Annotated in this window: 19 protein-coding genes; 10 read left to right on the plus strand and 9 right to left on the minus strand. The window is 70.3% G+C overall.

What is annotated here, in order from left to right; genetic code table 11:
* Nucleotides 1-76 precede the first annotated feature (76 nt).
* Together VNR19_RS03815 and VNR19_RS03820 are read left to right on the plus strand one after the other, a co-directional pair.
* The gene (locus VNR19_RS03815; protein ID WP_325724054.1) at nucleotides 77-2,920 is read left to right on the plus strand and encodes an MMPL family transporter; all 2,844 of its coding nucleotides are present in this window, start codon (nucleotides 77-79) and stop codon (nucleotides 2,918-2,920) included.
* Nucleotides 2,917-4,926: a YhgE/Pip family protein gene (locus VNR19_RS03820; RefSeq protein ID WP_325724056.1), complete on the plus strand. Its 2,010-nt coding sequence runs from the start codon at nucleotides 2,917-2,919 to the stop codon at nucleotides 4,924-4,926. The genes VNR19_RS03815 and VNR19_RS03820 overlap by 4 nt, the downstream gene beginning before the upstream one ends.
* Nucleotides 4,927-4,931: 5 nt before the next feature.
* On the opposite strand, the gene VNR19_RS03825 is transcribed toward VNR19_RS03820, so the two are convergent.
* The 6 genes from VNR19_RS03825 to guaB all read right to left on the minus strand — a co-directional run bounded on the left by VNR19_RS03825 (nucleotide 4,932) and on the right by guaB (nucleotide 11,313).
* Complete coding sequence (locus tag VNR19_RS03825; protein WP_325724110.1) at nucleotides 4,932-5,732, minus strand: SURF1 family protein; 801 nt, start codon at nucleotides 5,730-5,732, stop codon at nucleotides 4,932-4,934.
* Between the two features lie 71 nt (nucleotides 5,733-5,803).
* Entirely contained in the window at nucleotides 5,804-6,922 is a 1,119-nt protein-coding gene (locus VNR19_RS03830) for a GuaB3 family IMP dehydrogenase-related protein (protein ID WP_325724112.1), read from the minus strand.
* Nucleotides 6,923-7,000: 78 nt separating this feature from the next.
* Nucleotides 7,001-8,689 carry an ABC-F family ATP-binding cassette domain-containing protein gene (locus VNR19_RS03835; protein WP_325724058.1) on the minus strand — a complete coding sequence of 563 codons (1,689 nt, stop codon included), beginning with the start codon at nucleotides 8,687-8,689 and terminating at the stop codon, nucleotides 7,001-7,003.
* 125 nt (nucleotides 8,690-8,814) lie between these two features.
* Nucleotides 8,815-9,093 carry a DUF2277 domain-containing protein gene (locus VNR19_RS03840; RefSeq protein ID WP_325724060.1) on the minus strand — a complete coding sequence of 93 codons (279 nt, stop codon included), beginning with the start codon at nucleotides 9,091-9,093 and terminating at the stop codon, nucleotides 8,815-8,817.
* Nucleotides 9,094-9,140: 47 nt separating this feature from the next.
* Nucleotides 9,141-9,767 carry a TMEM175 family protein gene (locus VNR19_RS03845; RefSeq protein ID WP_325724062.1) on the minus strand — a complete coding sequence of 209 codons (627 nt, stop codon included), beginning with the start codon at nucleotides 9,765-9,767 and terminating at the stop codon, nucleotides 9,141-9,143.
* A 43-nt stretch (nucleotides 9,768-9,810) separates the two neighbouring features.
* Nucleotides 9,811-11,313 carry an IMP dehydrogenase gene (gene guaB / locus VNR19_RS03850; RefSeq protein ID WP_325724064.1) on the minus strand — a complete coding sequence of 501 codons (1,503 nt, stop codon included), beginning with the start codon at nucleotides 11,311-11,313 and terminating at the stop codon, nucleotides 9,811-9,813.
* A 378-nt stretch (nucleotides 11,314-11,691) separates the two neighbouring features.
* On the opposite strand from guaB, the gene VNR19_RS03855 reads away from it, so the two are divergent.
* The 4 genes from VNR19_RS03855 (at nucleotide 11,692) to VNR19_RS03870 (ending at nucleotide 15,711) form a co-directional block, all read left to right on the plus strand.
* The gene (locus VNR19_RS03855; protein WP_414684117.1) at nucleotides 11,692-12,939 is read left to right on the plus strand and encodes a branched-chain amino acid ABC transporter permease; all 1,248 of its coding nucleotides are present in this window, start codon (nucleotides 11,692-11,694) and stop codon (nucleotides 12,937-12,939) included.
* Nucleotides 12,940-12,948: 9 nt separating this feature from the next.
* Nucleotides 12,949-13,929: a branched-chain amino acid ABC transporter permease gene (locus tag VNR19_RS03860; protein WP_325724066.1), complete on the plus strand. Its 981-nt coding sequence runs from the start codon at nucleotides 12,949-12,951 to the stop codon at nucleotides 13,927-13,929.
* A 67-nt stretch (nucleotides 13,930-13,996) separates the two neighbouring features.
* The gene (locus VNR19_RS03865) at nucleotides 13,997-14,974 is read left to right on the plus strand and encodes an ABC transporter ATP-binding protein (protein WP_325724116.1); all 978 of its coding nucleotides are present in this window, start codon (nucleotides 13,997-13,999) and stop codon (nucleotides 14,972-14,974) included.
* A complete protein-coding gene (locus VNR19_RS03870; protein WP_325724068.1) occupies nucleotides 14,971-15,711 on the plus strand; it encodes an ABC transporter ATP-binding protein in 741 nt (246 codons plus the stop codon). The genes VNR19_RS03865 and VNR19_RS03870 overlap by 4 nt, the downstream gene beginning before the upstream one ends.
* Before the next feature lie 188 nt (nucleotides 15,712-15,899).
* On the opposite strand, the gene VNR19_RS03875 is transcribed toward VNR19_RS03870, so the two are convergent.
* Entirely contained in the window at nucleotides 15,900-17,177 is a 1,278-nt protein-coding gene (locus VNR19_RS03875; protein ID WP_325724070.1) for an ABC transporter substrate-binding protein, read from the minus strand.
* Nucleotides 17,178-17,438: 261 nt separating this feature from the next.
* Here VNR19_RS03875 and VNR19_RS03880 point away from each other — a divergent pair, with 261 nt between their 5' ends.
* Genes VNR19_RS03880 through VNR19_RS03895 form a run of 4 tightly spaced genes read left to right on the plus strand, consistent with a single transcriptional unit; the run spans nucleotide 17,439 to nucleotide 22,493 of the window.
* Entirely contained in the window at nucleotides 17,439-17,648 is a 210-nt protein-coding gene (locus VNR19_RS03880; RefSeq protein WP_325724072.1) for a heavy-metal-associated domain-containing protein, read from the plus strand.
* Complete coding sequence (locus tag VNR19_RS03885) at nucleotides 17,648-19,915, plus strand: heavy metal translocating P-type ATPase (RefSeq protein WP_325724074.1); 2,268 nt, start codon at nucleotides 17,648-17,650, stop codon at nucleotides 19,913-19,915. Before VNR19_RS03880 ends, VNR19_RS03885 begins: the two co-directional genes overlap by 1 nt.
* A gap of 2 nt (nucleotides 19,916-19,917) precedes the next feature.
* Nucleotides 19,918-22,152, plus strand: coding sequence for a heavy metal translocating P-type ATPase (locus VNR19_RS03890; RefSeq protein ID WP_414684114.1), 2,235 nt, complete (start codon nucleotides 19,918-19,920; stop codon nucleotides 22,150-22,152).
* The gene (locus VNR19_RS03895) at nucleotides 22,149-22,493 is read left to right on the plus strand and encodes a metal-sensitive transcriptional regulator (RefSeq protein ID WP_325724076.1); all 345 of its coding nucleotides are present in this window, start codon (nucleotides 22,149-22,151) and stop codon (nucleotides 22,491-22,493) included. The genes VNR19_RS03890 and VNR19_RS03895 overlap by 4 nt, the downstream gene beginning before the upstream one ends.
* 29 nt (nucleotides 22,494-22,522) lie before the next feature.
* Here the strand turns inward: VNR19_RS03895 and rarD are convergent, their stop codons facing one another.
* Together rarD and groES are read right to left on the minus strand one after the other, a co-directional pair.
* A complete protein-coding gene (gene rarD, locus VNR19_RS03900) occupies nucleotides 22,523-23,593 on the minus strand; it encodes an EamA family transporter RarD (RefSeq protein ID WP_325724078.1) in 1,071 nt (356 codons plus the stop codon).
* Nucleotides 23,594-23,791: 198 nt separating this feature from the next.
* Complete coding sequence (groES, locus tag VNR19_RS03905; RefSeq protein ID WP_325032458.1) at nucleotides 23,792-24,088, minus strand: co-chaperone GroES; 297 nt, start codon at nucleotides 24,086-24,088, stop codon at nucleotides 23,792-23,794.
* Between the last annotated feature and the right edge of the window lie 147 nt (nucleotides 24,089-24,235).

Raw genomic sequence — 24,235 nt, forward strand, 5'->3', positions numbered from 1 at the left:
CGCGTCCTACGATACACTCGTGTATTCGATACAGCGCTGTATCCATGCATGCTGATCGATTCGCACGGAGGCGCTCTTGTCCACCCTTCTGTATGCCCTCGGGCGCTGGTCGTACCGTCACCCGTGGCGCGTCCTCGTCTCGTGGGTGGTGCTGCTGCTCATCGCGGGCAGCGCTGCGCTGCTGTTCATGAAGGGCACCGACAACACCTTCACGATCCCCGGCACCGAGGCCCAGGAGGGCATCGAGCTTCTCGACCGCACCTTCCCGCAGGCGAGCGGCACCAGCGCCCAGCTCGTGCTGGTCACCGCCGACGGCGCGCAGGTGTCCGACGATCCGTACGCGACGGCGATCGCGGATGCGGTCGACGAGCTCGGCGACCTCGACGGCGTGCTCGCGGTCACCGACCCGTTCGACGAGATGGTCTCGGGCATGGTGTCCGACGACGGCGCGGCCGCGATCGTGCGGCTCCAGTTCGACGGCCAGACCACCGACGTCCCCGCCGAGACGAAGACCGCGTTGCAGGATGTCGCCGCGGACCTGCGCGCCGAGCTTCCCGAAGGCTCGCGCGTGGCCATGGGCGGCGACCTCTTCTCGATCTCCGTCCCGACGCTGTCGATCACGGAGGCCGTCGGCGTGCTCATCGCACTGTTCGTCCTCATCGTGACCTTCCGCTCGTTCGCAGTCGCCTGGTTCCCGCTCATGAGCGCCCTGATCGGCGTCGGGCTCGCGATCGCGCTCATCTACGTGTCGACCGCGTTCGCCTCGATCTCGTCGACCACCCCGATGCTCGCGATCATGCTCGGGCTCGCGGTCGGCATCGACTACGCCCTCTTCATCGTCGCCCGCCACCAGGACCAGGTTCGCGCGGGCGTCGAGCCCGAGGAGTCCGCCGCCCGGGCGACCGGCACGGCGGGCTCCGCCGTGGTGTTCGCGGGCGTCACGGTGCTCATCGCGCTCATCGGCCTCGCCTTCGCGAACATCCCGTTCCTCACGACGATGGGCATCGCCGCCGCGGTCGCGGTCGCGATCGCCGTAGCCGTCGCGGTCACGCTGACGCCCGCGCTCCTCGGGTTCGCGAAGGGCCGCGTCGCGGGGTGGGGGCACCGGGCGCTGAGCGCCGGGTTCGGTCCGAAGCGGGGGACGAGGTCGCTTCGACAGGCTCAGCGACCGGAGACGAAGGCCACCGAGCCGGGCCCCGACCCGGCCCCCGAGCGACCGCGGGGATCCGCCGCGAAGCGTCCGAACCGGTGGGTGATGCTCGTGACGAGGCATCCGCTCGTCACCACCATCGCCGTCGTCGTCGGCCTGGGCGTGCTCGCCGTACCCGCCTCGAGCCTCGCGCTCGCCCTGCCCAACGCCGGCGTGCAGCCGCCCTCGAGCCAGGCTCGCCAGGCCTACGATCTGACGGCCGAGCACTTCGGCCCGGGCTCGAACGGCCCGCTCATCATGACCGGCACGATCGTCACCTCGACCGACCCGCTCGGGCTCATGGACGACCTGGCCGTCGAGGTCGAGAAGGTCGACGGCGTCAAGGAGGTCGCACTGGCGACCCCGAACGAGACCGCCGACACGGGCCTCATCCAGATCGTGCCCGAGACCGCGCCGGACGACCCCGCGACGGCGCAGCTCGTGCGCGACCTGCGCGCGCTCGCCGTCGAGCTCGAGGACGAATACGGCGTCGAGCTGAAGGTCACCGGCTTCACAGCGGTCGGCATCGACATCTCCGACCGACTGGGCGCCGCACTGCTGCCCTTCGGCCTGTTCGTCGTGGGCCTCTCGCTGATCCTGCTCATGGTGGTCTTCCGCTCGATCTGGGTACCGATCAAGGCGGCGCTCGGCTACCTGCTCTCGGTCGTCGCCGCGTTCGGCGTCGTCGCCGCGGTCTTCGAGTGGGGCTGGGGCGCGGACCTCCTGCACGTCACGCGGACCGGACCGGTCATCTCGTTCATGCCGATCATCCTGATGGGCGTGCTGTTCGGCCTCGCGATGGACTACGAGGTGTTCCTCGTGTCGCGCATGCGCGAGGACTACGTGCACGCGTCGCGCGCCCGCCGCGGACGCGCCGACCGGGCGACCGCGATCGGCGCGGTGCGGTCGGGTTTCACGGCGTCCGCCCGCGTCGTCACCGCGGCGGCGGTCATCATGTTCGCCGTGTTCGCGGCGTTCGTGCCCGAAGGCGACTCATCGATCAAGCCGATCGCGCTCGGGTTGGCGGTCGGCATCGCGGTCGACGCGTTCCTCGTGCGCATGACCCTCGTGCCGGCCGTCATGACGCTCCTCGGCGACAAGGCGTGGTGGATGCCCCGCCGGCTCGACAGGATGCTCCCCCACTTCGACATCGAGGGCGAGGCGGTCGAGCGCGAGCTCTCACTCGCCGACTGGCCCGAGCCGAACACGACCGCCGCGGTCGTCGCCGAGGACCTCGGCGCGAGCGCCGACGACATCGCGATCTTCCGCGGCGTCGACCTCCGCGTCGAGCCCGGCGAGTCCCTCATCGTCACGTCGTCCGACGCCCGCGCGAGCACGGCTCTGCTCCTCACGATCGCAGGGCGCCTCGAGCCCACCGAGGGTCGCCTGCGCGTCGCGGGCCATCTGCTCCCAGGTCGCGCCCCGTGGGTGCGCGCACATGTGGGCGTCGCGTCCCTCGCGGGCGCCGACGATCCCGTCGCCGAGCTGCGCGAGGCCGTCCGCGGGGGCACGCGCATCGTCGTGATCGACAGCGCCGACGCGATCGCCCCCGGGCCCGAGCGGGACCGCGCGGCCGCCGTGCTGCGCGACGCCGCTCCGGTGACCGTCGTGGTCGCGGCATCCGACCCCGCCGCCGCGCATTCCCTCCTCGTCGAGGCCCGCCGTCCGCGCGCGGACGTGCTCGACCTCGACCGCTCGTCTTCCGCTCTGAATCCAGAGGTGACCGCATGAACCTCCCCCTCGAGCGCGCACGCGCGCGCCGGCCCGTGACGTGGCTGACGCTCATCGGCGTGCTGCTGCTGCCCGTCGTGATCGGCGGAGTGCTCGTCGCCGCCCTGTACAACCCGGCCGAGCGCCTCGACGCGATGTCGGCCGCGATCGTGAACGAGGACGAACCGGTGACGATCGACGGCCAGACGGTGCCCCTCGGGCGCCAGCTCACCGCCGGGCTCGTCGAGGGCTCGGACGAGATCGAGAGCAACCTCTCGTGGACGATCTCGAACGCGGAGGACGCGGCCGAGGGCCTCGCCGACGGCACGTATGCCGCGGTCGTGACGATCCCGTCGAACTTCTCGGCCGCTGCGACCTCCACACAGCCGGGCGAGACGCCCGAGCGCGCGACGATCGAGGTCGCAACCGCGCCCGACTCGCTCATCGTCGACGACGCCATCACGGCACAGGTGACTCAGGCGGCGGCCTCGCTCATGGGCCAGGAGCTCTCGGCGGTCTATCTCGAGAACGTCTTCCTCGGGTTCACGACGCTCGGCGACGAGCTCGGCACGGCCGCCGAAGGCGCGCAGGACCTGGCCGACGGGGCCGGCGACGCGGCATCCGGCGCCGTGAGCCTCGCCGACGGCGTACGGCAGCTGGCATCGGGCGCGGGCGAGCTCTCGTCGGGCCTGAACGCATGGGCCGGGGGTGCCCGATCGGCCGGCGACGGCCTCGGCGAGTGGGCGGGCGGAGCGCGCGCTCTCGCCGGGAGCACGCAGACCCTCGCGACCAACCTCTCGACGATCGCGGGCGGGCTGTCGCAGGCACCGCAGGTTCCACAGGACATGGTCGACATGGCGAACCAGCTCGCGCAGAACACGGAGGAGATCCAGAAGACGGTGACGGATGCGTCGACCGCCCTCACCGAGCTCGCCGCGAACTGCGCGGCGCAGGGCGCCTCTGCCGAGTTCTGCGCGCAGCTGTCGGCCATCGCCGACCAGGCGAACGCGGCGCTGCCCACCGTGCAGGGGGTCATCGGGCAGTCCGACACGATCGCGGAGGGCATCGGGGGGCTGAGCCGGCTGCCGCAGCTCGCGGGCGGGCTGCAGGCGATCTCGGGCGGCATGCAGCAGGTCGCGGGCGGGATGAACGCCCTCGCCGGGGGAGCCGACCAAGCCGCGGGAGGCGTCTCGCAGCTCGCATCGGGCGCATCGCAGCTCGCATCGGGCGGCGCGCAGCTCGCGAGCGGCGCATCCTCCGCGGCGGACGGCGCCGACGGACTCGCGTCGGGGCTCGAGCAGCTGTCCGACGGCACCGCTCAGCTCGCGGACGGGCTGGCGACGGCATCCGAGTCGCTCCCGTCGTACACGGATGCCGAGGCGACGAGCCTCGCCGACGTCGTCGCCGCCCCGGTCGAGGCGGAGGGCGTGGGCGCCTCGCTGTTCGGCGCTTCGGCCGTCCCGCTGCTCGCGACCCTCGCGCTGTGGTTCGGCGGGCTCGGCACGTTCGTCGCGCTGCAGGCGGTGACGCGCCGCACGCTCACGTCGCGCGCGCCGTCGGCGCTGCTCGCGCTGCGCACCCTCGCACCGGCCGCTGGGCTGGGCGCCCTGCAGGGGCTGCTCGTCGCGGGCGTCGTGCAACTCGCCGCGTCGTACGACCTCGCGGAGTGGTCGATCTTCGCCGCCATCTGCGTCGCCGCGGGCGTCGCGTTCGCCGCCGTGAACCAGGCACTCGTCGCGGTGTTCGGCGGCGCGGGTCGCTGGATCGCTGCGCTCGTGGGTGTGCTCGCGGTCGCGACCGGCATCGTCTCGACGGTGCCGGGGGTGCTGTCGAACCTCGCCGGCATGCTGCCGACCGCCCCGGCCTACACCGCGATGCTGGGCGCGCTGACCGAGGCGTCGGGTGTCGGAGCGGGCGTTGCGGGACTCGCGATCTGGTCGCTGCTCGCGTTCGCCGCGACGCTCATTGCGGTGACGCGCCGCCGGTCGATCTCGGCGAAGGCGCTGCTCGCCGCGACGCCGGCGTAGGGGTCCTACTCCGCCTCGCTCTCGTCCTCGCTCTCGCCCTCGCCCTCGCCCTCGGCGAGCTCCTCGAGCTCCCGCTCCCACGCGTCGCGCGCGAGGCGGTACCAGAGGTAGAACGCGAACCCTGCGAACACCGCCCACTCGACGGCGTAGAAGATGTTGAGCCAATTGAGGTCCGAGCCGTCATCGGGCGCCGGCGACGAGATGTCGACGAGCGGACCCTGCGCGATCTCGGCCGCGAGGTACGGGCGGTAGACGTCGAGCCCCCCGGTGTCGTGCCACCGCGACAGAAGCGCCGCGGGAGACATCCGCGTCATCGTCTGCGGGTCGGCCCCGCGCGGCGGCAGGGCGGGGCCCTCGTCGGAGATCAGCCTCCCGGTGACGGCGAACGGATTCGTGAAGGGCGCCGCGGCCTCCGCCTCGAGCTCCTCGATCGCCGCCAGAGCGTCGGCCTCGGTGGCCGCCCATCCGATCGCGACGGCGACCGAAGTCGGCGTCTCGGTGTCGGCGATGCGGAGCTGGCCGGTGACCCAGTAGCCCTCCTCGCCGTGGTTGAAGCGCGACGACACCACGATGAAGTCTCCCGGCACCCACGTGCCGGTCGCGGTCACCCGCTGCCCGACGAGCGGCCCGGCGAGGTACTCCCCCGGCGCCACGACGTCCGCGATCGGGCGCACCTCTTCGGTCGACCCGGGAGGGGCCGGCGTCGTGTCGATCGCGCGGCCGAGCTGCCACTGCCCGAGCCACGCGAAGACTCCCGCGACCACGAGGCACAGGCCGAGGAGCGCGAGCCAGCGCGGCCGCAGCATGACCTCGCGGAGTGTGGGCGGGAAGACCTCCGGCTCGGCGTCGCCTACCGTCACCGGTCCGGCGGGATCGGTCATCCGGCGCCGTACGGCGCGACGACGACCTCGACGCGCTGGAACTCCTTCAGGTCGGAGTAGCCCGTCGTCGCCATCGACTTCTTGAGCGCCCCGACGAGGTTCGCGGTGCCGTCCGCGACTGGCGCCGGTCCGTACAGGAGCGCCTGGAGGTCGGTGACCTGCTTCACCTTGACACGGTGGCCGCGCGGAAGCTTCGCGTGGTGCGCCTCGGGACCCCAGTGATAGCCGCGGCCCGGGGCATCCGTCGCGCGCGCGAGCGCCACCCCGAGCATGACGGCGTCGGCGCCCATCGCGAGCGCCTTCACGATGTCGCCCGACGTTCCCACGCCGCCGTCGGCGATGACGTGCACGTAGCGCCCGCCCGACTCGTCGAGGTAGTCGCGGCGCGCACCCGCGACGTCCGAGACGGCGGTCGCCATGGGCGCGTGGATGCCGAGCGTCGCGCGCGTCGTCGACGCCGCGCCGCCGCCGAACCCGACGAGCACGCCCGCGGCTCCCGTGCGCATGAGGTGCAGCGCGGCGGTGTACGTCGCCGCGCCGCCCACGATGACCGGGACGTCCAGGTCGTAGATGAACTTCTTGAGGTTGAGCGGCTGGTCGACGCTCGAGACGTGCTCCGCCGACACGGTCGTGCCGCGGATGACGAAGAGGTCGACGCCCGCCGCGACCACGGTCTCGTACAGCTCCTGCGTGCGCTGCGGCGTCAGGGCGCCGGCGACGGTGACCCCGCCCGCGCGGATCTCGGCGAGGCGGTCGCGTACGAGCTCGGGTTTGATCGGCTCGGAGTAGAGCTGCTGCATCCGCCTCGTCGCGTCGCCGTCGTTCAGCGACGCGATCTCGGCAAGGAGCGGCTCGGGGTCGTCGTATCGCGTCCACAGACCCTCGAGGTCGAGGACGCCGAGGCCTCCGAGCTTGCCGAGCTTGATCGCGGTCGCGGGGCTCACGACCGAGTCCATGGGTGCGCCGAGCACCGGGATGTCGAACTGGAAGGCGTCGATCGACCAGGCCGTCGACACGTCTTCGGGGTTGCGCGTGCGGCGCGACGGCACGACAGCGATGTCGTCGAACGTGTAGGCCCGCCGGGCGCGCTTCGCGCGGCCCAGTTCCATGTCCATGCTCACCTGTCCAGCCTACCGGGCGGGTTCCCGGGCTCACGCGGGGGATTCGACGGATGCCGCATCCGCCACCCTTCGTCAGCGCGCCCGCGCGACCCGTCCTTCGTCCCACACCGGCTCGTCGGACTCGAAGACGCGGCCGTCGGCCCCGAACACGAGGAACCGGTCGAACGACTTCGCGAGCCACCGGTCGTGCGTCACGGCGAGGACCGTCCCCTCGAAGCGCGCGAGGGCGTCCTGCAGCGCCTCGGCCGACACGAGGTCGAGGTTGTCGGTCGGCTCGTCGAGGAGCAGGAGCGTCGCGCCCGAGAGCTCGAGCAGCAGGATCTGGAACCGCGCCTGCTGCCCGCCCGAGAGGCTGTCGAAGGTCTGCAGCGCCTGCGCGACGAGGCCGTAGCGGTCCAGCGCCGAGCTCGCGGCGTCGCGCTGCATGCCCGGGCGGGCGTCCTCACCGCGGTGCAGGATGTCGAGCAGCGTCCGCCCTGCGAACTCGGGGTGCCGGTGCGTCTGCGCGAACCACCCGGGCACGACGCGCGCACCGAGGATCGCGCGGCCCGTGTGCGGCACGGGCACGAGCGTCTCGCCGACCGACGTGACGTGGCCGAGCCGCGCATCCGGATCCGTGCCGCCACGCGCGAGCAGGCGCAGGAAATGCGACTTGCCCGACCCGTTCGAGCCGAGCACGGCGACACGGTCGCCGAACCACACCTCGAGATCGAACGGCTTCATGAGGCCCGTGAGCTCGAGTTGCTCGGCGACGACCGCGCGTCGCCCCGTGCGGGCGCCCCGCAGACGGACGTCGAGGCTCTGCTCCTTCGGGCGCTCGAGCGGCGGACCGGCGTCCTCGAACATCCGCAGGCGCGTCTGCGCGGCGCGATACCGCGAGGCGAAGCCGTCGTTGGCAGCCGCCTTGACCTTGAGGTCGGCCACGAGGGCCTTGAGCTTCGCGTGCTGCTCGTCCCACCGCCGGCGCAGCTCGTCGAGGCGTGCCATGCGCTCCTCGCGCGCCCGGTGGTAGGTAGCGAAGCTTCCGCCGTGCACCCATGCGGTGCTCCCCGCGCCGCCCGCCTCGAGCGTCACGATGCGGTCGGCGGCCCGTGCGAGAAGCTCCCGGTCGTGCGAGACGAGCAGCACCGTCTTGTTCGTCTCGCGCAGGCGCTCCTCGAGCCAGCGCTTGCCCGGCACGTCGAGGTAGTTGTCGGGCTCGTCGAGCAGCAGCACCTGGTCGGGCCCGCGCAGCAGGGCCTCGAGCGCGAGGCGCTTCTGCTCGCCTCCCGACAGCGTCGTCAGCTCGCGGAACCGCGCGCGCGGGAATGGCACGCCGAGCGCCGCGACGGTGCACGTGTCCCACACCGTCTCGTACTCGTATCCGCCCGCCTCGGCGTACTCCGCGAGCGCCGCCGCGTAGCGCATCTGCGTGTCGAGGTCGTCGCGCTCGATGATCGCCGCCTCGGAGTCCTCCAGCTCGCGCGCGGCGCGCCGCACGCGCTCGGGCGCGACCGCGATCAGCAGGTCGTGCACGGTCTCACCGGGCTCGCCGTGCCCGATGAACTGGTCCATGACGCCGAGACCGCCGTCGATCGAGACCGCCCCGGACAGCGGAGCCAGCTCACCGCGGATGATGCGCAGCAGCGTCGTCTTGCCGACGCCGTTCTGCCCGATGAGCGCCGTCGTCGAGCCTTCGCCGACGCGGAACGAGACCTCGTCCAGGAGCGGTCGCCCGTCCGGCAAGGCGAACGAGACGGAGGCGATGTCGATGTAGCCCACGGTGATCCCTGTCTGCTCCCCCGGCACCGCGACGGCCGAGAGGGGAGCCGATCAGACTACCTCAGCGCGTTTCGTCTCGCTTCGCTCGATCACGACCGGTGGAGTGGAATGACGGATGCCGCACCTCACGCGGCTGCGTAGCGCCCGGACTTCACCGCGCGTTCGCGCGCCTTCGCCGCCTCGACCTCGCGGTTCTTGGGCGGAGCCGTCGTGACGAGGTCGTCGAGGAGGTGCTGGGTGATGTGGGCGATCTCGTGGACGGCGCGATCGAACGCCTCCTGGTTCGCCTTGGAGGGCTTCGTCGTTCCGGCGATCTTGCGCACGTACTGCAGCGCCGCCGCGTGGACCTCGTCGGGCGTCGCGGCGGGCTCGAAGTTGTGGAGCGTGTGGATGTTGCGGCACATAGCCCCGACGATACGCCGGGGCGCGGCATCCGGAACCCCTGATCGACCTAGTAGGTCGTCTTGCCCCGCAGGACGCGCGTGAAGACGCCGTCGAAGAAGAACAGCACGAAGGCCACGGAGCCGATCCAGGGCGCGACCGCGACCACGATGCCGCCGATGATGACGGCGCTGAGCGCTCCCCGGCCGAGCGACCGCGCCTCCGCCACGGTCAGGTCGGGAAGCATCACTTCGTGATGCCGCACGGCCCAGATCCACTGCAACCAGCCGAACAGGATCGAGAAGAAGAAGGCGAGCGGCATCGCGATCCGCCCGGCGAGGTACTCCGAGTACTCCGTCGTGAGGTTCGTCGCGAACGGCACGAGCACGATGAACAGCAGCCGGGCGCTGTTGAGCCACACGAGGACGGAGTCGACGCGAGCGACATGCTCGAACTGCTGGACGTGCACCATCCACAGCAGGCACAGCAGCACGAAGCTCAGTGCGAAGTTGCCGAACAGGGGCCACATCCGCCCGAGCGCGGCCCACATCTCGGTGTCGGAGTCGATCTCGCCCAGCGAGTACGTCGTGAGGTCGAGCACGAGCAGGGTCGCCGCGATCGCGAAGACCCCGTCGGTGAACGCCTCGAGCCGCGTCGCGCCCTGCGTTGCGGCGGGGTGTCGGCGCTGCCTGATCATGCGGATCAGGGTAGCGGCGGATGCCCCGCGCCGCCGAGCCGGCTCACTTCTTGTAGTTCGGCGCCTCGACCACGATCTGAACGTCGTGCGGGTGCGACTCCTTGAGCCCGGCCGCCGTGATGCGCACGAACCTGCCCTTGGCCTTGAGCTCCTCGATCGTGCGCGCACCGACGTAGAACATCGACTGACGCAGGCCGCCCACGAGCTGGTACGCGACCGCCGAAACCGGACCGCGGTACGCGACCTGGCCCTCGATGCCCTCCGGGATGAGCTTGTCGTCGGTGGGGACGTCGGCCTGGAAGTAGCGGTCCTTCGAGTAGGACGTCTTCTTGCCGCGCGTCTGCAGGGCTCCGAGCGAGCCCATGCCGCGGTACTGCTTGAACTGCTTGCCGCCCTGGAACACGATCTCGCCGGGAGCCTCGTCGGTGCCGGCGAACAGCGATCCGATCATGACGGTGTCGGCACCCGCGACGAGAGCCTTCGCGATGTCGCCCGAGTACTGGAGACCACCGTCGGCGATGACCGGGATGCCGGCCTCCCGCGTGGCCTGGAAGGCCTCCCAGATCGCGGTCACCTGCGGGACGCCGACGCCGGCGACGACGCGGGTCGTGCAGATCGAGCCCGGACCGACGCCGACCTTGACGGCATCCGCTCCCGCCTCGACGAGCGCCTGCGCGCCCTCGCGCGTGGCGACGTTGCCGCCGATGACGTCGATGTGGTCGAACGACGAGTCCGCCTTGATGCGCTTGATCATCTCGATCACGCCGGCCGACTGGCCGTTCGCGGTGTCGACGACGAGGACGTCGACACCCGCATCGCGCAGGGCCTCGGCGCGCTGCCACGCATCGCCGAAGAAGCCGATCGCCGCGCCGACACGGAGGCGGCCCTGCTCGTCTTTGGTAGCGAGAGGGTACTTCTCGCTCTTGTCGAAGTCCTTGATGGTGATGAGGCCGGCGAGCTTGCCGTCGTCGTCGATGAGCGGCAGCTTCTCGACGCGGTGCTGCGCGAACAGCGCGATGACCTCGTTCGCGCCGATGCCGACGCGACCGGTGACCAGCCCCTCGCTGGTCATGACATCGCGCACCTTCGTCGTCTGGCGCTCGAAGCCCGACACGAAGCGCATGTCGCGGTTGGTGATGATGCCGAGCAGGCGCCCTTCCTCGTCGACGACAGGGAGACCCGAGATGCGGTACTTCGCGCACAGCGCGTCGACCTCGTCGATCGTCGCGTCCGGAGTCGTCGTGATCGGGTCGGTGATCATGCCCGACTCGCTGCGCTTGACGCGGTCGACCATCGCCGCCTGCTCCTCGATCGAGGCGTTGCGGTGCAGGATTCCCAGGCCGCCTTCACGTGCGACCGCGATCGCCATGCGCGCCTCGGTCACCGTGTCCATCGCGGCAGACAGAAGCGGCGTCGCCACGGTGATGCGGCGCGTCACGCGCGAAGAGGTGTCGGCCTCGCTCGGGATCACGTCGGTGTGACCGGGAAGAAGGAGGACGTCGTCGTAGGTGAGTCCGACGAAACCGAACGGGTCGTTGTGCTCCATGGATTCTCCTGCGCACTTTGCGGATGCATCGGGCGCGGTGCTCGAGAGTGGACGGCGGCGGCCGGTGCGCGGAGGCGCTCCGTACCTGATTCTAAGCGGGGCGCCTGGGAAAAGATTCCCCGCCGGCTGAGTGCGCCGAAAGGCGCAGAATGGCGGATGCCCCACCCCCCGACGTTCCGATTCGGTCACGTCGCACGGATGTGATTGGGCGAAACAGACTCGACACATTACTCTCGTACCGTCGTTCATCACGGCCGATGCGACCCGGACCTTCGGTGCGCGGTGCCGACATGGGAGGTTCTATTGGGTCCTACGACTGAGACCGCTCTGCGCCGTCCGAGCGCACGGACGATCGTCGCGCTCGCGGCCCTCGCGATGATGCTGCTGGGGCTGTTCCTGCCGGCCGCATCCGCGTACGCCGACGATGACGATCCGTACCGCATCAGCGGCAATGTGCAGCTCGACGGCGAGCCGCTCGAAGGCGTGCGGCTGACGATCGACGGCCCCGGCGGCGAGCAGGAGGTCGAGACGAACGAGAACGGCCAATGGCGCGTCGGGGTTCCCGAGCGCAACGCCGACTACACGGTGACGCTCGATGAGGAGACGCTCCCCGAAGGAATCGCCGTCGTCGACCCCGAAGACGAGACGCCCAACGTGAAGGAGGTCACGGTCGGCCCCGGTGGCCGCGTGACGGTCAACTTCTTCATCGGCGAAGGCCAGCGCAACGTCACGAGCTTCTTCGACCAGCTCGTCGCCCGTGTCGTGCAGGGCCTCAGCTTCGGCCTCATGCTCGCACTCGCCGCGGTCGGCCTGTCGCTTGTGTACGGCACGACCGGCATCTCGAACTTCGCCCACGGCGAGATGGTGACCTTCGGCGCGATCGCGGCGGTGTTCCTCGTCGGTCCGGCGAGTCTCGCGCTGCCGTGGTGGCTCGGGTATCCCTTCGCCGTGATCCTGAGCGCGCTGCTCGGCCTCGTGCTCGACGTCATACTCTGGCGTCCGCTGCGCCGCAAACGCGTGGGCCTCGTGCAGCTCATGATCGTGAGCATCGGCCTCTCGCTCGCGCTGCGCTACACCTTCCAGATCTTCATCGGCGGCGGCACGCGACAGCTTCCCGGCGCGTCCGAGCAGAAGATCCCGCTCTTCGGTGCGGTCCAGCTGAGCGTGATCGACATGGCCTCGATCGGCATCGCGATCGTCGTGATCGTCGCCTTCGCGCTGTGGCTCACCCGCAGCCGGCTGGGCAAGGCCACGCGGGCGATCTCCGACAACCCGTCGCTGGCCGCGGCATCCGGAATCGACGTCGACTTCGTCGTGCGGGTCGTGTGGACCCTTGCGGGCGGCCTCGCCGGCCTCGCCGGCATCCTCTACGCGTACTACCGACCCGGCATCAAGTGGGACATGGGCGCGCAGGTGCTGCTGCTGATGTTCTCGGCTGTCGTGCTCGGTGGTCTCGGAACCGCGTTCGGCGCCCTCGTCGGCGCGCTCATCGTCGGCGTCCTCGTCGAGGTGTCGACGCTGTGGATCCCGGCGGACCTCAAGTACGCGAGCGCACTGTTCATCCTCATCGTCATCCTGCTGTTCCGACCACAGGGCATCCTCGGTCGGCGAGAGAGAATAGGTTAAGGGCGCCCCATGGACTGGCTGCAGATCCTCTCCAACACCGCCTCGTCGATCCTGAGTCCGGCGACGATGGGGTACGCCCTCGCCGCGCTCGGCCTGGCCGTGCACTTCGGCTACGCGGGCCTCATCAACATGGGCATCGCGGGCTTCATGGCCATCGGCGCGTACGGCTACGCGATCTCGATCCTCACCTTCGGCTTCGAATGGTGGCTCGCGGCGATCATCGGCCTCGTGGCCGCGGCCGTGTTCGCACTGATCCTCGGCATCCCGACGCTGCGACTGCGAGGCGACTACCTCGCGATCGTGACGATCGCGGCCGCCGAGGTGGTGCGACTGCTGTTCCTCACGACCGCCTTCGACGAGGTGACGGGCTCGGCCGACGGCCTGAGCGGCTACCACGCGAGCTTCCGCGCGTCGAACCCGCTCCCCGAGGGCACCTACGGCTTCGGCCCGTGGACCTACAACGACACGGGCTGGTGGGTGCGCATCATGGGCCTCGTCACGATCGGCATCGCGGTGCTGGTCGTGTGGATGCTCACGCACAGCCCGTGGGGCCGCGTGCTCAAGGGCATCCGTGAGGACGAGGACGCCGTGCGCTCGCTCGGCAAGAACGTCTTCTCGTACAAGCTCCAGGCACTCGTGCTCGGCGGCGTCCTCGCCGCGGCCGGCGGCATCGTGTACGCGCTGCCATCCGCCGTGAGCCCCGGCGTCTACGTGACCTCGCTCACGTTCTTCGTCTGGACAGCCCTCCTGCTGGGCGGAGCGGCGACCGTGTTCGGGCCGCTGCTCGGCTCGCTCATCTTCTGGGCGCTGCAGACCTTCCTCAGCAACGTGCTCCCGGCGCTCGCCTCGGCGGGGCTGCTGTTCGGCCTGAGCCAGATCCAGGCCGGAACGCTGCGCTTCATCCTCGTGGGCGTCGCTCTCATGCTGCTGGTGATCTTCATGCCGCAAGGCCTCCTCGGCAACAAGAAGGAGCTGACCTTTGTCAAGTGACACTCCGAACGGCACGGGCGCCACGCCCGTCGGCGCCGAGTCCCCGCAGACCGGCGCCCAGCCGACGATGACCTCGCCCATCCCGAGGCCCAAGACCACGGGCCTGCACATCGGCGACGCCGAGCCCGGCTGCAAGAAGGTCGACCCGATCATCGTCGCCGACAACGTGCGCCGCTCGTTCGGCGGCGTCAACGCGGTCGACGTCGATCACCTCGAGATCCCGCGCGGTGCGATCACGGCGCTCATCGGTCCGAACGGTGCCGGAAAGACGACGCTCTTCAACCTGCTGACGGGCTTCGACAAGCCCGACGAGGGCACGTGGAGCTTCAACGGCCACTCCCTGTCGGGAATGCCCGCTTACAAGGTCGCCCGCATGGGCCTGGTGCGCACGTTCCAGCTCACGAAGGCGCTGGGCCTGCTGACGGTGCTCGACAACATGAAGCTGGGCGCCAACGGGCAGCGCGGCGAGCGCTTCTGGTCGAGCCTCATCCCGGCGCTATGGCGCAAGCAGGATGCCGAGCTCGAAGAGCGCGCGATGCGCATCCTCGCGAAGTTCAAGCTCGACACCAAGGCCGAGGACTTCGCGGCGAGCCTGTCGGGCGGTCAGCGCAAGCTGCTGGAGATGGCGCGGTCGCTCATGACCGATCCCACGCTCGTGATGCTCGACGAGCCGATGGCCGGCGTCAACCCCGCGCTGACGCAGTCCCTGCTCGACCACATCCTCGACCTCAAGGACGAGGGCATGACGGTGCTGTTCGTCGAGCACGACATGCACATGGTCCGCCACATCGCCGACTGGGTGGTCGTGATGGCGGAGGGTCGCATCGTCGCCGAAGGCGATCCGTACTCGGTCATGCGCAACCCCGCGGTCGTCGACGCGTACCTCGGTGCGCACCAGGAGCTCGATCTCGGCGTCGTGACCGGACGCATCGACGTGATCCAGGCCGACCCGACGACGGATGCCGAGGCATCCGCCGACGCGAGCGCCGACGCGATCGTCGAAGAGGGCATCGCCGAAGAAGAAGAGCAGGAGGAGGGCAAGTGAGCACCCCTACCGCCACCAGCACCCCGGTCGTCGCGATCAGGGACGTGCACGCCGGATACCTCCCGGGCGTCAACATCCTCAATGGCTGCTCGCTCGAGGCCTACGAAGGCGAGCTGATCGGCATCATCGGCCCGAACGGCGCCGGCAAGTCGACGCTCCTCAAGGCGATCTTCGGCCAGGTGCAGGTCCGCAAGGGCACGATCGAGCTCGAGGGCGAAGACATCACGGGCCTGCGTGCGAACAAGCTCGTCGCACGCGGCGTCGGCATGATCCCGCAGACCAACAACGTGTTCCCGAGTCTCACGATCGAAGAGAACCTCCAGATGGGCCTCTATCAGCGGCCGGGCATCTACAAGGAGCGCCTCGAGTTCGTGACGGGCATCTTCTCGGAGCTGGGCAAGCGTCTCAAGCAGCGCGCGGGCTCGCTGTCGGGCGGTGAGCGTCAGATGGTCGCGATGAGCCGCGCGCTCATGATGGACCCCAAGGTGCTGCTCCTCGACGAGCCCTCCGCGGGTCTGTCCCCCGTCCGGCAGGACGAGGCGTTCATCCGCGTCTCCGAGATCAACAAGGCCGGCGTCACGTGCATCATGGTCGAGCAGAACGCGCGTCGTTGCCTGCAGATCTGCGACCGCGGCTACGTCCTCGACCAGGGCCGCGACGCCTACACGGGCACCGGACGCGACCTGCTCAACGACCCAAAGGTCACCGAGCTCTACCTCGGCACGCTCGGCACGTGAGGCGCTGAGACTTCGAACGACGGAGGGGGCGGATGCTGCGGCATCCGCCCCCTCCGTCGTGTCCGGCGCTGAGCGAGGAGCGAGGCTTCCACTTCTCTCCGGTCGCTGAGCGAGCGCAGCGAGACGAAGCGCGCACACGACAGCGCCCCCGGGTCCGAAGACCCGAGGGCGCCGTGTGTCAGAGAGGATCAGCCCTCGTAGGCCGCGTAGTTGTTGTCCTCACCGAACTGGTAGATGCCGATCGACGCCTCGGTCGGGTCGCCGACCTCGTCGAACGTGATCGGACCGGACACGCCGTCGTAGTCGGCGACGCCGCCGCCGATGATGATCTCGGCGCACTCGGCGTAGGTGGTGCACTTCTCACCGTCGCCCTCGCCGCCCGAGACCTCGATCAGCTTCGCAGCGATGTCGGCCGGGTCGGTCGAGTTGGCAGCGAGCGCGGCGAGCGCGAGCAGGATGACCGCGTCGAACGACTCCGCGGCGTAGCTGTACTCGGTCAGCGGCTCGATACCCTCGGACGCGACGAACTCGTCGAGCGCGTTCGTGAAGTCGCTGATCGTGTCGATCGACAGGCCGGGGAGCGTGCCCTTCGCACCCGTGAGCGACCCGGGCGGGAAGTCGTCGCCGAAGTTCGACAGGTTGCCGTCGACGAAGTACAGCTTGTCGGCCGGGAACTGACCGAACAGGCTCGGGAGGATCGTCGTGATCTCCTCGAACGTGATCAGCGCGATCGCGTCGGGGTCGGCCGCGAGGACCTCGGAGATCTGGGCGTCGAACGTCGTGTCACCCGTGTTGTACGTGGGCGCCGCGACGACCTCGCCGCCGGCGGCCTCGAACGCCTCGGTGACGTACTTGGCGAGACCGGTGCCGTACGAGTCGTTCAGCACGATCATGCCGAGCGTCTGGTTGCCGTCCTCGGCGATCAGGTTGCCGAGCACCTCGCCCTGCAGAACGTCCGACGGGGCCGTGCGGAAGTACAGGCCGTTGTCGTCGTACGTCGTGAACTGGTCGGAGGTGTTGGCGGGCGAGAACTGGATGACGCCCGCACCGACGACCTGGTCGATGAACTGGAGCGACGTACCCGACGACGCCGCGCCGATGATGGCCGAGACGTCCTCACCGAGCAGGCGCGGGATCTCGGTCTCGTACGCCTTGTTGTCGGTGTCGCCCGAGTCGCCGTAGACGACTTCGAGCGTCAGGCCCGTGGTGTCGGACACCTCGTTGACCTGCGCGGCCGCGTACGCGACACCGGCCTCCTCGGGCGGGCCGAGGAACGCGAGGTTGCCCGTCTGGGGCAGAGCCGTGCCGATCTTGAGGGTGAGCTCGTCACGATCCTGATCCGCCGGCTGCGAGGCGTCTCCGCCGCCACCGGTGCCGGTGCAGCCGGCGAGGAAGAGCGCGCTGATTCCGACGGCGGCGATGCCGCCGATCGCCTTCCCCGCGCGCGAACGAATGAAGCCGCTCATGTTGCTCCTTGCTGTGTATGAACGCGGGGCGACCTCGGGAAGCCGCCCCAGTTCACCTAACCTAACCGCACCGCGGCGTCGGCAATGTTGCCTTTCGTTAACGATGTGTAACGGTGTCGAGATCGTCCCCGCGGATGCCGCGGATTCCGCGACCCGGGAATGTCTGAGGCTCACGTAGACTTGCACCACGCAGGTACCCCCAGGGGGTATTCGGAATCGCAACCGCCGCGCACAGCCGGCACAGCATCCATGAGGAGAGACATGATCACGACGGAGTACCAGGTGACCGGCATGAGCTGCAGCCACTGCGAGAACGCGGTGCGCGGCGAGGTCTCGAAGCTCGACGGCGTCGAGTCGATCGACGTGAGCGCCGCGAGCGGCCGCCTGATCGTCACATCCGCAGCCCCCGTCGTCGACGACGCCGTGATCGCCGCCGTCGACGAGGCGGGGTACTCCGCGGTCCGCGCCTGATGTCCGTCGTCCGGCCTTCCGACGCTCGTCTCGAGCTCGAGATCGGCGGCATGACGTGCGCGTCGTGCGCGGCGCGGATCGAGAAGCGGCTCAACCGCCTCGACGGCGTCGTGGCGAGCGTCAATTACGCCACCGAGAAGGCGGTCGTCGAGGGCCCTCCCGGGCTCGACGCGGCCGCGCTCATCGACGAGGTCGAGAAGGCCGGGTACACGGCATCCGTCCCCGCTCCCCCGGCCGACGAGCGCGATCGACACGAGCCCGACGACCCCGAACTGTCGTCGCTGCGGCAGCGGCTCATCGGCGCGATCGTGCTCTCGGTGCCGGTCGTCGTGCTCGCGATGGTGCCCGCGCTCCAGTTCACGTATTGGCAGTGGGCGTCGCTCGCACTCGCGGCGCCGGTCGTCATGTGGGCGGCGTGGCCGTTCCACCGCGCCGCGTGGATCAACCTGCGACACGGCGCCGCGACGATGGACACCCTCATCTCGCTCGGTGTCTCCGCCGCGTTCGTGTGGTCGCTGTACGCCCTGTTCCTCGGCGGGGCGGGGATGCCCGGAATGACCGAGTCGTTCGAGTGGATCATCCGCCCGGGCGCCGCCGAGTCGGCGATGTACCTCGAAGTCGCCTCGGCGGTCACGACGTTCGTGCTCGCGGGGCGCTACATCGAACTGCGCTCCAAGCGCCGGGCCGGTGCTGCGCTTCGCGCACTCCTCGACCTGGGTGCCAAAGACGTCGCGGTGCTCCGCGGCGACGGCGGATCGACCGTCGAGGTGCGCGTCCCGATCGGGGAGCTGCGGGTCGGGGACCAGTTCGTCGTGCGCCCCGGCGAGAAGGTCGCGACGGACGGCGTGGTCGTCTCGGGGACTTCTGCGGTCGATGCGTCCGCGATGACGGGCGAAGCGGTCCCCGTCGAGGTCGAGCCCGGCGACTCCGTGCTGGGTGCGACGGTCAACGAGGGCGGCCGACTCGTCGTGCGCGCCACGCGCGTCGGCGCCGACACGCAGCTCGCGCAGATGGCGCGCCTCGTCGAGGAGGCCCAGTCGGGCAAGGCCCACGCGCAGCGTCTCGCCGACCGCATCTCGGGCGTGTTCGTCCCGATCGTGCTCGTGATCGCCGTCGCGACCGTCACGACGTGGCTGCTGCTGGGCTTCCCGGTCAGCAGCGCATTCACCGCGGGCGTCGCGGTGCTCATCATCGCGTGCCCGTGCGCGCTGGGCCTCGCCACCCCGATCGCGCTCCTCGTGGGCACGGGTCGCGGCGCACAGCTCGGCATCCTCATCAAGGGTCCGGAGGTCCTCGAGTCGACACGACGCGCCGATACGATCGTTCTCGACAAGACGGGCACCGTGACGACCGGGCGCATGGCGCTGACCGACGTGATAGGCGCTGCGGGCGTAGATCGACAGGAACTGCTGCGGCTCGCCGGAGCGCTCGAGGCCGCGTCGGAGCACCCGATCGCCCGAGCGATCGCCGCGGCCGCCGCCGACGAGGTGGGCACCCTGCCCGCCGTCGAGGCCTTCCAGAGCACGCCAGGCCTCGGCGTGTCCGGCGTCGTGGACGGGCACGAGGTCGTCGCGGGTCGCCCGCCGCTGCTGCGCGAGTGGGGCGTCAGGCTCGACGAGACGCTCGCCGAGTCGCACGCCGCCGCTGAAGCGGCCGGCGGCACGGCCGTCGTCGTCGCGTGGGACGGCGTCGCACGCGGGATCCTCGTCGTCTCCGACACCGTGAAGACGACGAGCGCAGCGGCGGTCGCGGAGCTGCGCTCCCTCGGCCTCGAGCCTGTGCTGCTCACAGGTGACAACCGCGCGGCCGCCGAGCGTGTCGCAGCCGAGGTCGGCATCGACCGGGTGGTGGCCGAAGTGCTGCCGAGCGAGAAGGCGGAGGTCGTCCGCGGGCTGCAGGGCGAGGGCCGTGTCGTCGCGATGGTGGGCGACGGTGTGAACGACTCCGCCGCGCTCGCGCAGGCCGACCTGGGCCTCGCGATGGGAACGGGCACGGATGCCGCGATCGAGGCCTCCGACATCACCCTCGTGCGCGGCGACCTGCGCAGTGCCGCCGAGGCGATCCGCCTCGCGCGCCGCACGCTCGGCACGATCAAGGGCAACCTCTTCTGGGCGTTCGCGTACAACGTGGCGGCGATCCCGCTCGCGGCGCTCGGGCTCCTCAATCCGATGATCGCGGGCGCGGCGATGGCGTTCTCGAGCCTGTTCGTGGTCGGCAACAGCCTGCGGCTGCGGAGATTCCGCGGCAGCAGGAGCGAGGGGAAGTGAGCATGAGCGAGCACGACCCGACGCATTCGGCGCACGCGGTGCACGCGGCGGACGCAGGCCACACCGACCACACGATGCCGACGGAGCACGAACACGCAGGGCACGAGCAGGCGCACGGCGAGCACATGCACCACGCCTCAGCTCACGACGCCCACGAGGGTCACGGCGCCCAGGAGGGTCACGGCGCCCACGAGGGCCACGGCGCCCACGAGGGCCACGGCCACGCGCACCACGGCGCCGACCATGTCGCACAGTTCCGGCGCCTGTTCTGGATCATGCTCGCGCTTGCCGTGCCGGTCGTCGGGTTCTCGCAGGTGTTCGCGATGATCCTCGGGTACGAGCTGCCCGATGCGGCGATCGTCGCGTGGATCCCTCCGGTCCTCGGCACCGTGATGTACGTGTGGGGCGGTTCGCCGTTCCTCGTGGGTGCCGTGAGCGAACTCCGCGCACGCCGTCCCGGCATGATGCTGCTGGTCGGGCTCGCGATCACGGTCGCGTTCTTCGCGTCTCTCGGCGCCGGCCTCGGCCTGCTCCACCCCGAGCTCGACTTCTGGTGGGAACTCGCACTCCTGATCGTGATCATGCTCCTCGGGCACTGGATCGAGATGCGATCGCTCGCGCAGACGTCTTCCGCACTCGACTCGCTCGCGGCGCTCCTTCCCGATGTCGCCGAGCGCATCGAGAACGGCGAGATCGTCACGGTCTCCCCCTCCGATCTGCGTGTCGGCGATGTCGTCCTCGTGCGCCCGGGCGCGAGCATCCCCGCGGACGGCCGCGTCATCGAGGGAACGGCCGACGTCGACGAGTCCATGATCACGGGCGAGTCGCGCCCCGTCGCGCGCGGCGTCGGCGACCAGGTGACGGCGGGCACCGTGGCGACCGACTCCGGCCTGCGCGTCGAGGTCACCGCGGTCGGAGGCGACACAGCGCTGGCCGGCATCCAGCGCCTCGTCGCCGAGGCACAGAGCTCGACGTCACGCGCGCAGCGCCTCGCCGACCGCGCCGCGGGATGGCTCTTCTGGTTCGCCCTCGGCGCCGCCTTCATCACCGCTGTCGTGTGGACCGCAATCGGCATGCCCGACGATGCGGTCGTGCGCACCATCACGGTGCTCGTGATCGCCTGCCCGCACGCCCTCGGCCTCGCCATCCCGCTCGTCGTCGCGATCGCGACCGAGCGCGCGGCGCGCAGCGGCGTCCTCGTGAAGGATCGCCTCTCGCTCGAGGCGATGCGCACCGTCGACGCCGTGCTGTTCGACAAGACGGGCACCCTCACGAAGGGCGAGCCCGCTGTGACGGGCATCGCCACGACCGACGACACGCGTGAGGACGACGTGCTCGCGCTCGCGGCCGCGGCCGAATCCGACAGCGAGCACCCCCTCGCGCGCGCCATCGTGCGCTTCGCGGGCGATCGCGGTCTGCGGATCCCGGATGCCTCGGACTTCGCGTCCTCCCCAGCGGTGGGCGTGAGCGCGAGCGTCGACGGCCGGACAGTGCGGGTGGGAGGCCCCCGCCTCCTCTCCGACCACGGAGCGTCCGAGCTGCCGGAGGCCGCCGCGTGGCACGAAGACGGCGCGACAGTCCTGCACGTCCTCCGCGACCGCGAGGTGATCGGCGCCCTGCGCCTCGACGACGAGATCCGCCCCGAGTCGCGCGAGGCCGTCGCGGCCCTCCACGCCGTCGGAGTCGAGGTCGTCATGATCACCGGCGACGCGGAGCCGGTCGCCCGTGCAGTCGCCGCCGAGCTCGGCATCCGTCGGTTCTTCGCCGGAGTCCGGCCCGAAGACAAAGCCGCCAAGGTCGCCGAACTTCACGCCGAAGGCCGTCGCGTCGCGATGGTGGGCGACGGCGTCAACGACGCTCCCGCCCTCGCGGCGGCCGATGTCGGCATCGCCATCGGCGCCGGCACCGATGTCGCGATCGCGTCCGCGGGCGTCATCCTCGCGGGCGACGACCCCCGCGCAGTGCTGTCGGTGATGAAGCTCTCGCGCGCGAGCTACCGCAAGATGAAGCAGAACCTGTGGTGGGCCGCGGGTTACAACCTCATCTCGGTGCCTCTCGCCGCGGGCGTGCTCGCACCGTTCGGCTTCGTGCTGCCGATGTCGGTCGGCGCGATCCTCATGTCCCTCTCCACGATCGTCGTCGCCGTCAATGCACAGCTGCTGCGGCGACTCGACATCACCCCCGCCGCGAGCACCGCCGCCGCGCTCGCGCACCGCACCGAAGGAGCACCCCGATGACCGACACCACGATCGGCCCCGTCGACATCGTCCCCGCCGCTGCCACCCCGTCCGAGCACAGCCACCACGGTTACATCAGCGACAAGGCCAAGTACCTCAACCGCCTCAAGCGCATCGAGGGCCAGGCGCGCGGCATCCACAAGATGGTCGAAGACGAGAAGTACTGCATCGACATCCTCACGCAGGTCAGCGCGCTCACAAGCGCGCTCGAGGCCGTCGCGCTCGGACTGCTCGACGACCACCTGCGGCACTGCGTCGTCGACGCGGCGAAGGCTGGCGGCGAGGAGGCCGAAGTCAAGCTCCGTGAGGCGAGCGAAGCCATCGCGCGGCTCGTGCGCTGACCCCGCCGGCCCCCGGGGCCGTGTCCGGGTCAGGTGATCGCGCCGACGTCCGACACGGCCGCACGAGCCCGGCGTGCGTTGCGCAGCGAGTCCACCGTCAGCACGATGAGGGCGACCCACACGAGGCCGAAGCCGATCCACCGCTCCGTGGGCATCGGCTCACCGAGCAGCCACGCACCCGTGATGAACTGCATCACCGGCGCGACGAACTGCATGAGGCCCAGCACCGTCAGCGGCGCACGACGGGCCCCGGCGGCGAAGAACAGCAGCGGCGTCGCCGTGACAGCCCCCGCGCACAGGAGCAGCAGAGTGTGGGCGACGCTCACCTGGCCGATCGTGATCCCGGTCGTCAGGCCGACCACCACGAGTTGCGCGATCGCGATCGGCGTGAGCCACAGCGACTCGAGAGTGAGGCCGCTCACCGCGTCGACCGACGGACCGATCTGCTTCTTCACCAGCCCGTAGATGCCGAAGCTGAAGGCGAGCGCGAGCGCGATCCACGGGAACGAGCCGTACCCGACGACGATCACGATCACGGCGATGGCCGCGATGCCGAGCGCGACCCACTGCGTCACCGTGACGCGTTCGCGCAGAACGAGCACGCCGAGCAGCACCGTCACGAGCGGGTTGATGAAGTACCCGAGGCTCGTCTCGATGACGTGCCCTGTGAGCGTCGCGATGAGGAAGACCTGCCAGTTGACGTAGATGAGACCGCCCGCGAGCACCGTCCACCACACGAGCCGCTTGTTCCGCAGAATGCGCCACAGGCGCGCCCACGTGCGGGTCACCGTCAGCAGAAGGGCACAGAACACGAGCGAGAGGATCACTCGCCACGCGACGATCTCCCACGGCCCCGTCGGCGCGAGCACGAGGAAGTACAGGGGCATGAAGCCCCACAGCAGGTACGCCGTGAACGCGTACACGCCGCCGAGCGTGCGCTCGCGGGCGGCGTGTGCCTCCGCGGCACGGATCGCCCCCGTGTCGGTCAGACCGGCACCGGATGCCTCGCCCGACGATTCCGGCCCCGCAGTCTCCGCCCTCCCCGTCGGCTGCGGCATGGCGGAGTCCTCGCCGCGGGTCGGGGGTACGTCGTGGGTCACCGGCCCAGCCTAGGACGCGTGCACCGCTGGTCGGCCCCTCCCGCCCACCCGCCGAGATTGCGCGCTCCGTATACCCGAGCGCCGGGCAATGGTCACTCGCGCGATCTCGGCCACAGGCGAAACGTCCGAGGACAGCGAGAGGGTCGGATGCCGCAGCATCCGACCCTCTTCGCAGAACGCGCTACGCGCGCGACGGCATCAGCGGACGACGACCGCCAGCACGTCGCGAGCCGAGAGAACGAGGAACTCGTCCGCGCCGAACTTCACCTCGGTCCCGCCGTACTTGCTGTAGATGACGCGGTCGCCGACGGCGACGTCGAGCGGGATGCGGTTGCCGTTGTCGTCGATGCGGCCCGGGCCCACCGCGACGACCTCACCCTCCTGGGGCTTCTCCTTCGCGGTGTCAGGGATGACCAGACCGCTGGAGGTGGTCTGCTCGGCCTCGACCTGCTTGATGACGATGCGGTCCTCGAGCGGCTTGATGGAAACCGACACGGGTCTACCTCTGCTTTCCTTTGAGACTCAAGACTCGTTAGCACCCTCACATTGAGAGTGCTAACAGCAGTCTATGGATGCGCTGGCACTCATGCAACGTGAGTGCCAGTTCCCGACATCGCCGAAGCGGCCGCCGACGATGCCGTA

Source organism: Microbacterium sp., assembly GCF_035556355.1.
GTDB lineage: Bacteria > Actinomycetota > Actinomycetes > Actinomycetales > Microbacteriaceae > Microbacterium.

Bases quoted from the DNA above. Each gene is read 5' to 3' on its own strand.
- VNR19_RS03825 (WP_325724110.1), bottom strand. From the start codon at position 5,732: ATGCTGCGGCCGCGCTGGCTCGCGCTCCTCGGCCTGTGCCTCGTGGTC.
- VNR19_RS03895 (WP_325724076.1), top strand. From the start codon at position 22,149: ATGACCGACACCACGATCGGCCCCGTCGACATCGTCCCCGCCGCTGCC.
- guaB (WP_325724064.1), bottom strand. From the start codon at position 11,313: ATGGAGCACAACGACCCGTTCGGTTTCGTCGGACTCACCTACGACGAC.
- VNR19_RS03830 (WP_325724112.1), bottom strand. From the start codon at position 6,922: ATGGACATGGAACTGGGCCGCGCGAAGCGCGCCCGGCGGGCCTACACG.
- VNR19_RS03885 (WP_325724074.1), top strand. From the start codon at position 17,648: ATGTCCGTCGTCCGGCCTTCCGACGCTCGTCTCGAGCTCGAGATCGGC.
- VNR19_RS03845 (WP_325724062.1), bottom strand. From the start codon at position 9,767: ATGATCAGGCAGCGCCGACACCCCGCCGCAACGCAGGGCGCGACGCGG.
- VNR19_RS03855 (WP_414684117.1), top strand. From the start codon at position 11,692: ATGCTGCTGGGGCTGTTCCTGCCGGCCGCATCCGCGTACGCCGACGAT.
- VNR19_RS03880 (WP_325724072.1), top strand. From the start codon at position 17,439: ATGATCACGACGGAGTACCAGGTGACCGGCATGAGCTGCAGCCACTGC.
- VNR19_RS03890 (WP_414684114.1), top strand. From the start codon at position 19,918: ATGAGCGAGCACGACCCGACGCATTCGGCGCACGCGGTGCACGCGGCG.
- VNR19_RS03820 (WP_325724056.1), top strand. From the start codon at position 2,917: ATGAACCTCCCCCTCGAGCGCGCACGCGCGCGCCGGCCCGTGACGTGG.
- VNR19_RS03865 (WP_325724116.1), top strand. From the start codon at position 13,997: ATGACCTCGCCCATCCCGAGGCCCAAGACCACGGGCCTGCACATCGGC.
- VNR19_RS03875 (WP_325724070.1), bottom strand. From the start codon at position 17,177: ATGAGCGGCTTCATTCGTTCGCGCGCGGGGAAGGCGATCGGCGGCATC.
- VNR19_RS03840 (WP_325724060.1), bottom strand. From the start codon at position 9,093: ATGTGCCGCAACATCCACACGCTCCACAACTTCGAGCCCGCCGCGACG.
- VNR19_RS03860 (WP_325724066.1), top strand. From the start codon at position 12,949: ATGGACTGGCTGCAGATCCTCTCCAACACCGCCTCGTCGATCCTGAGT.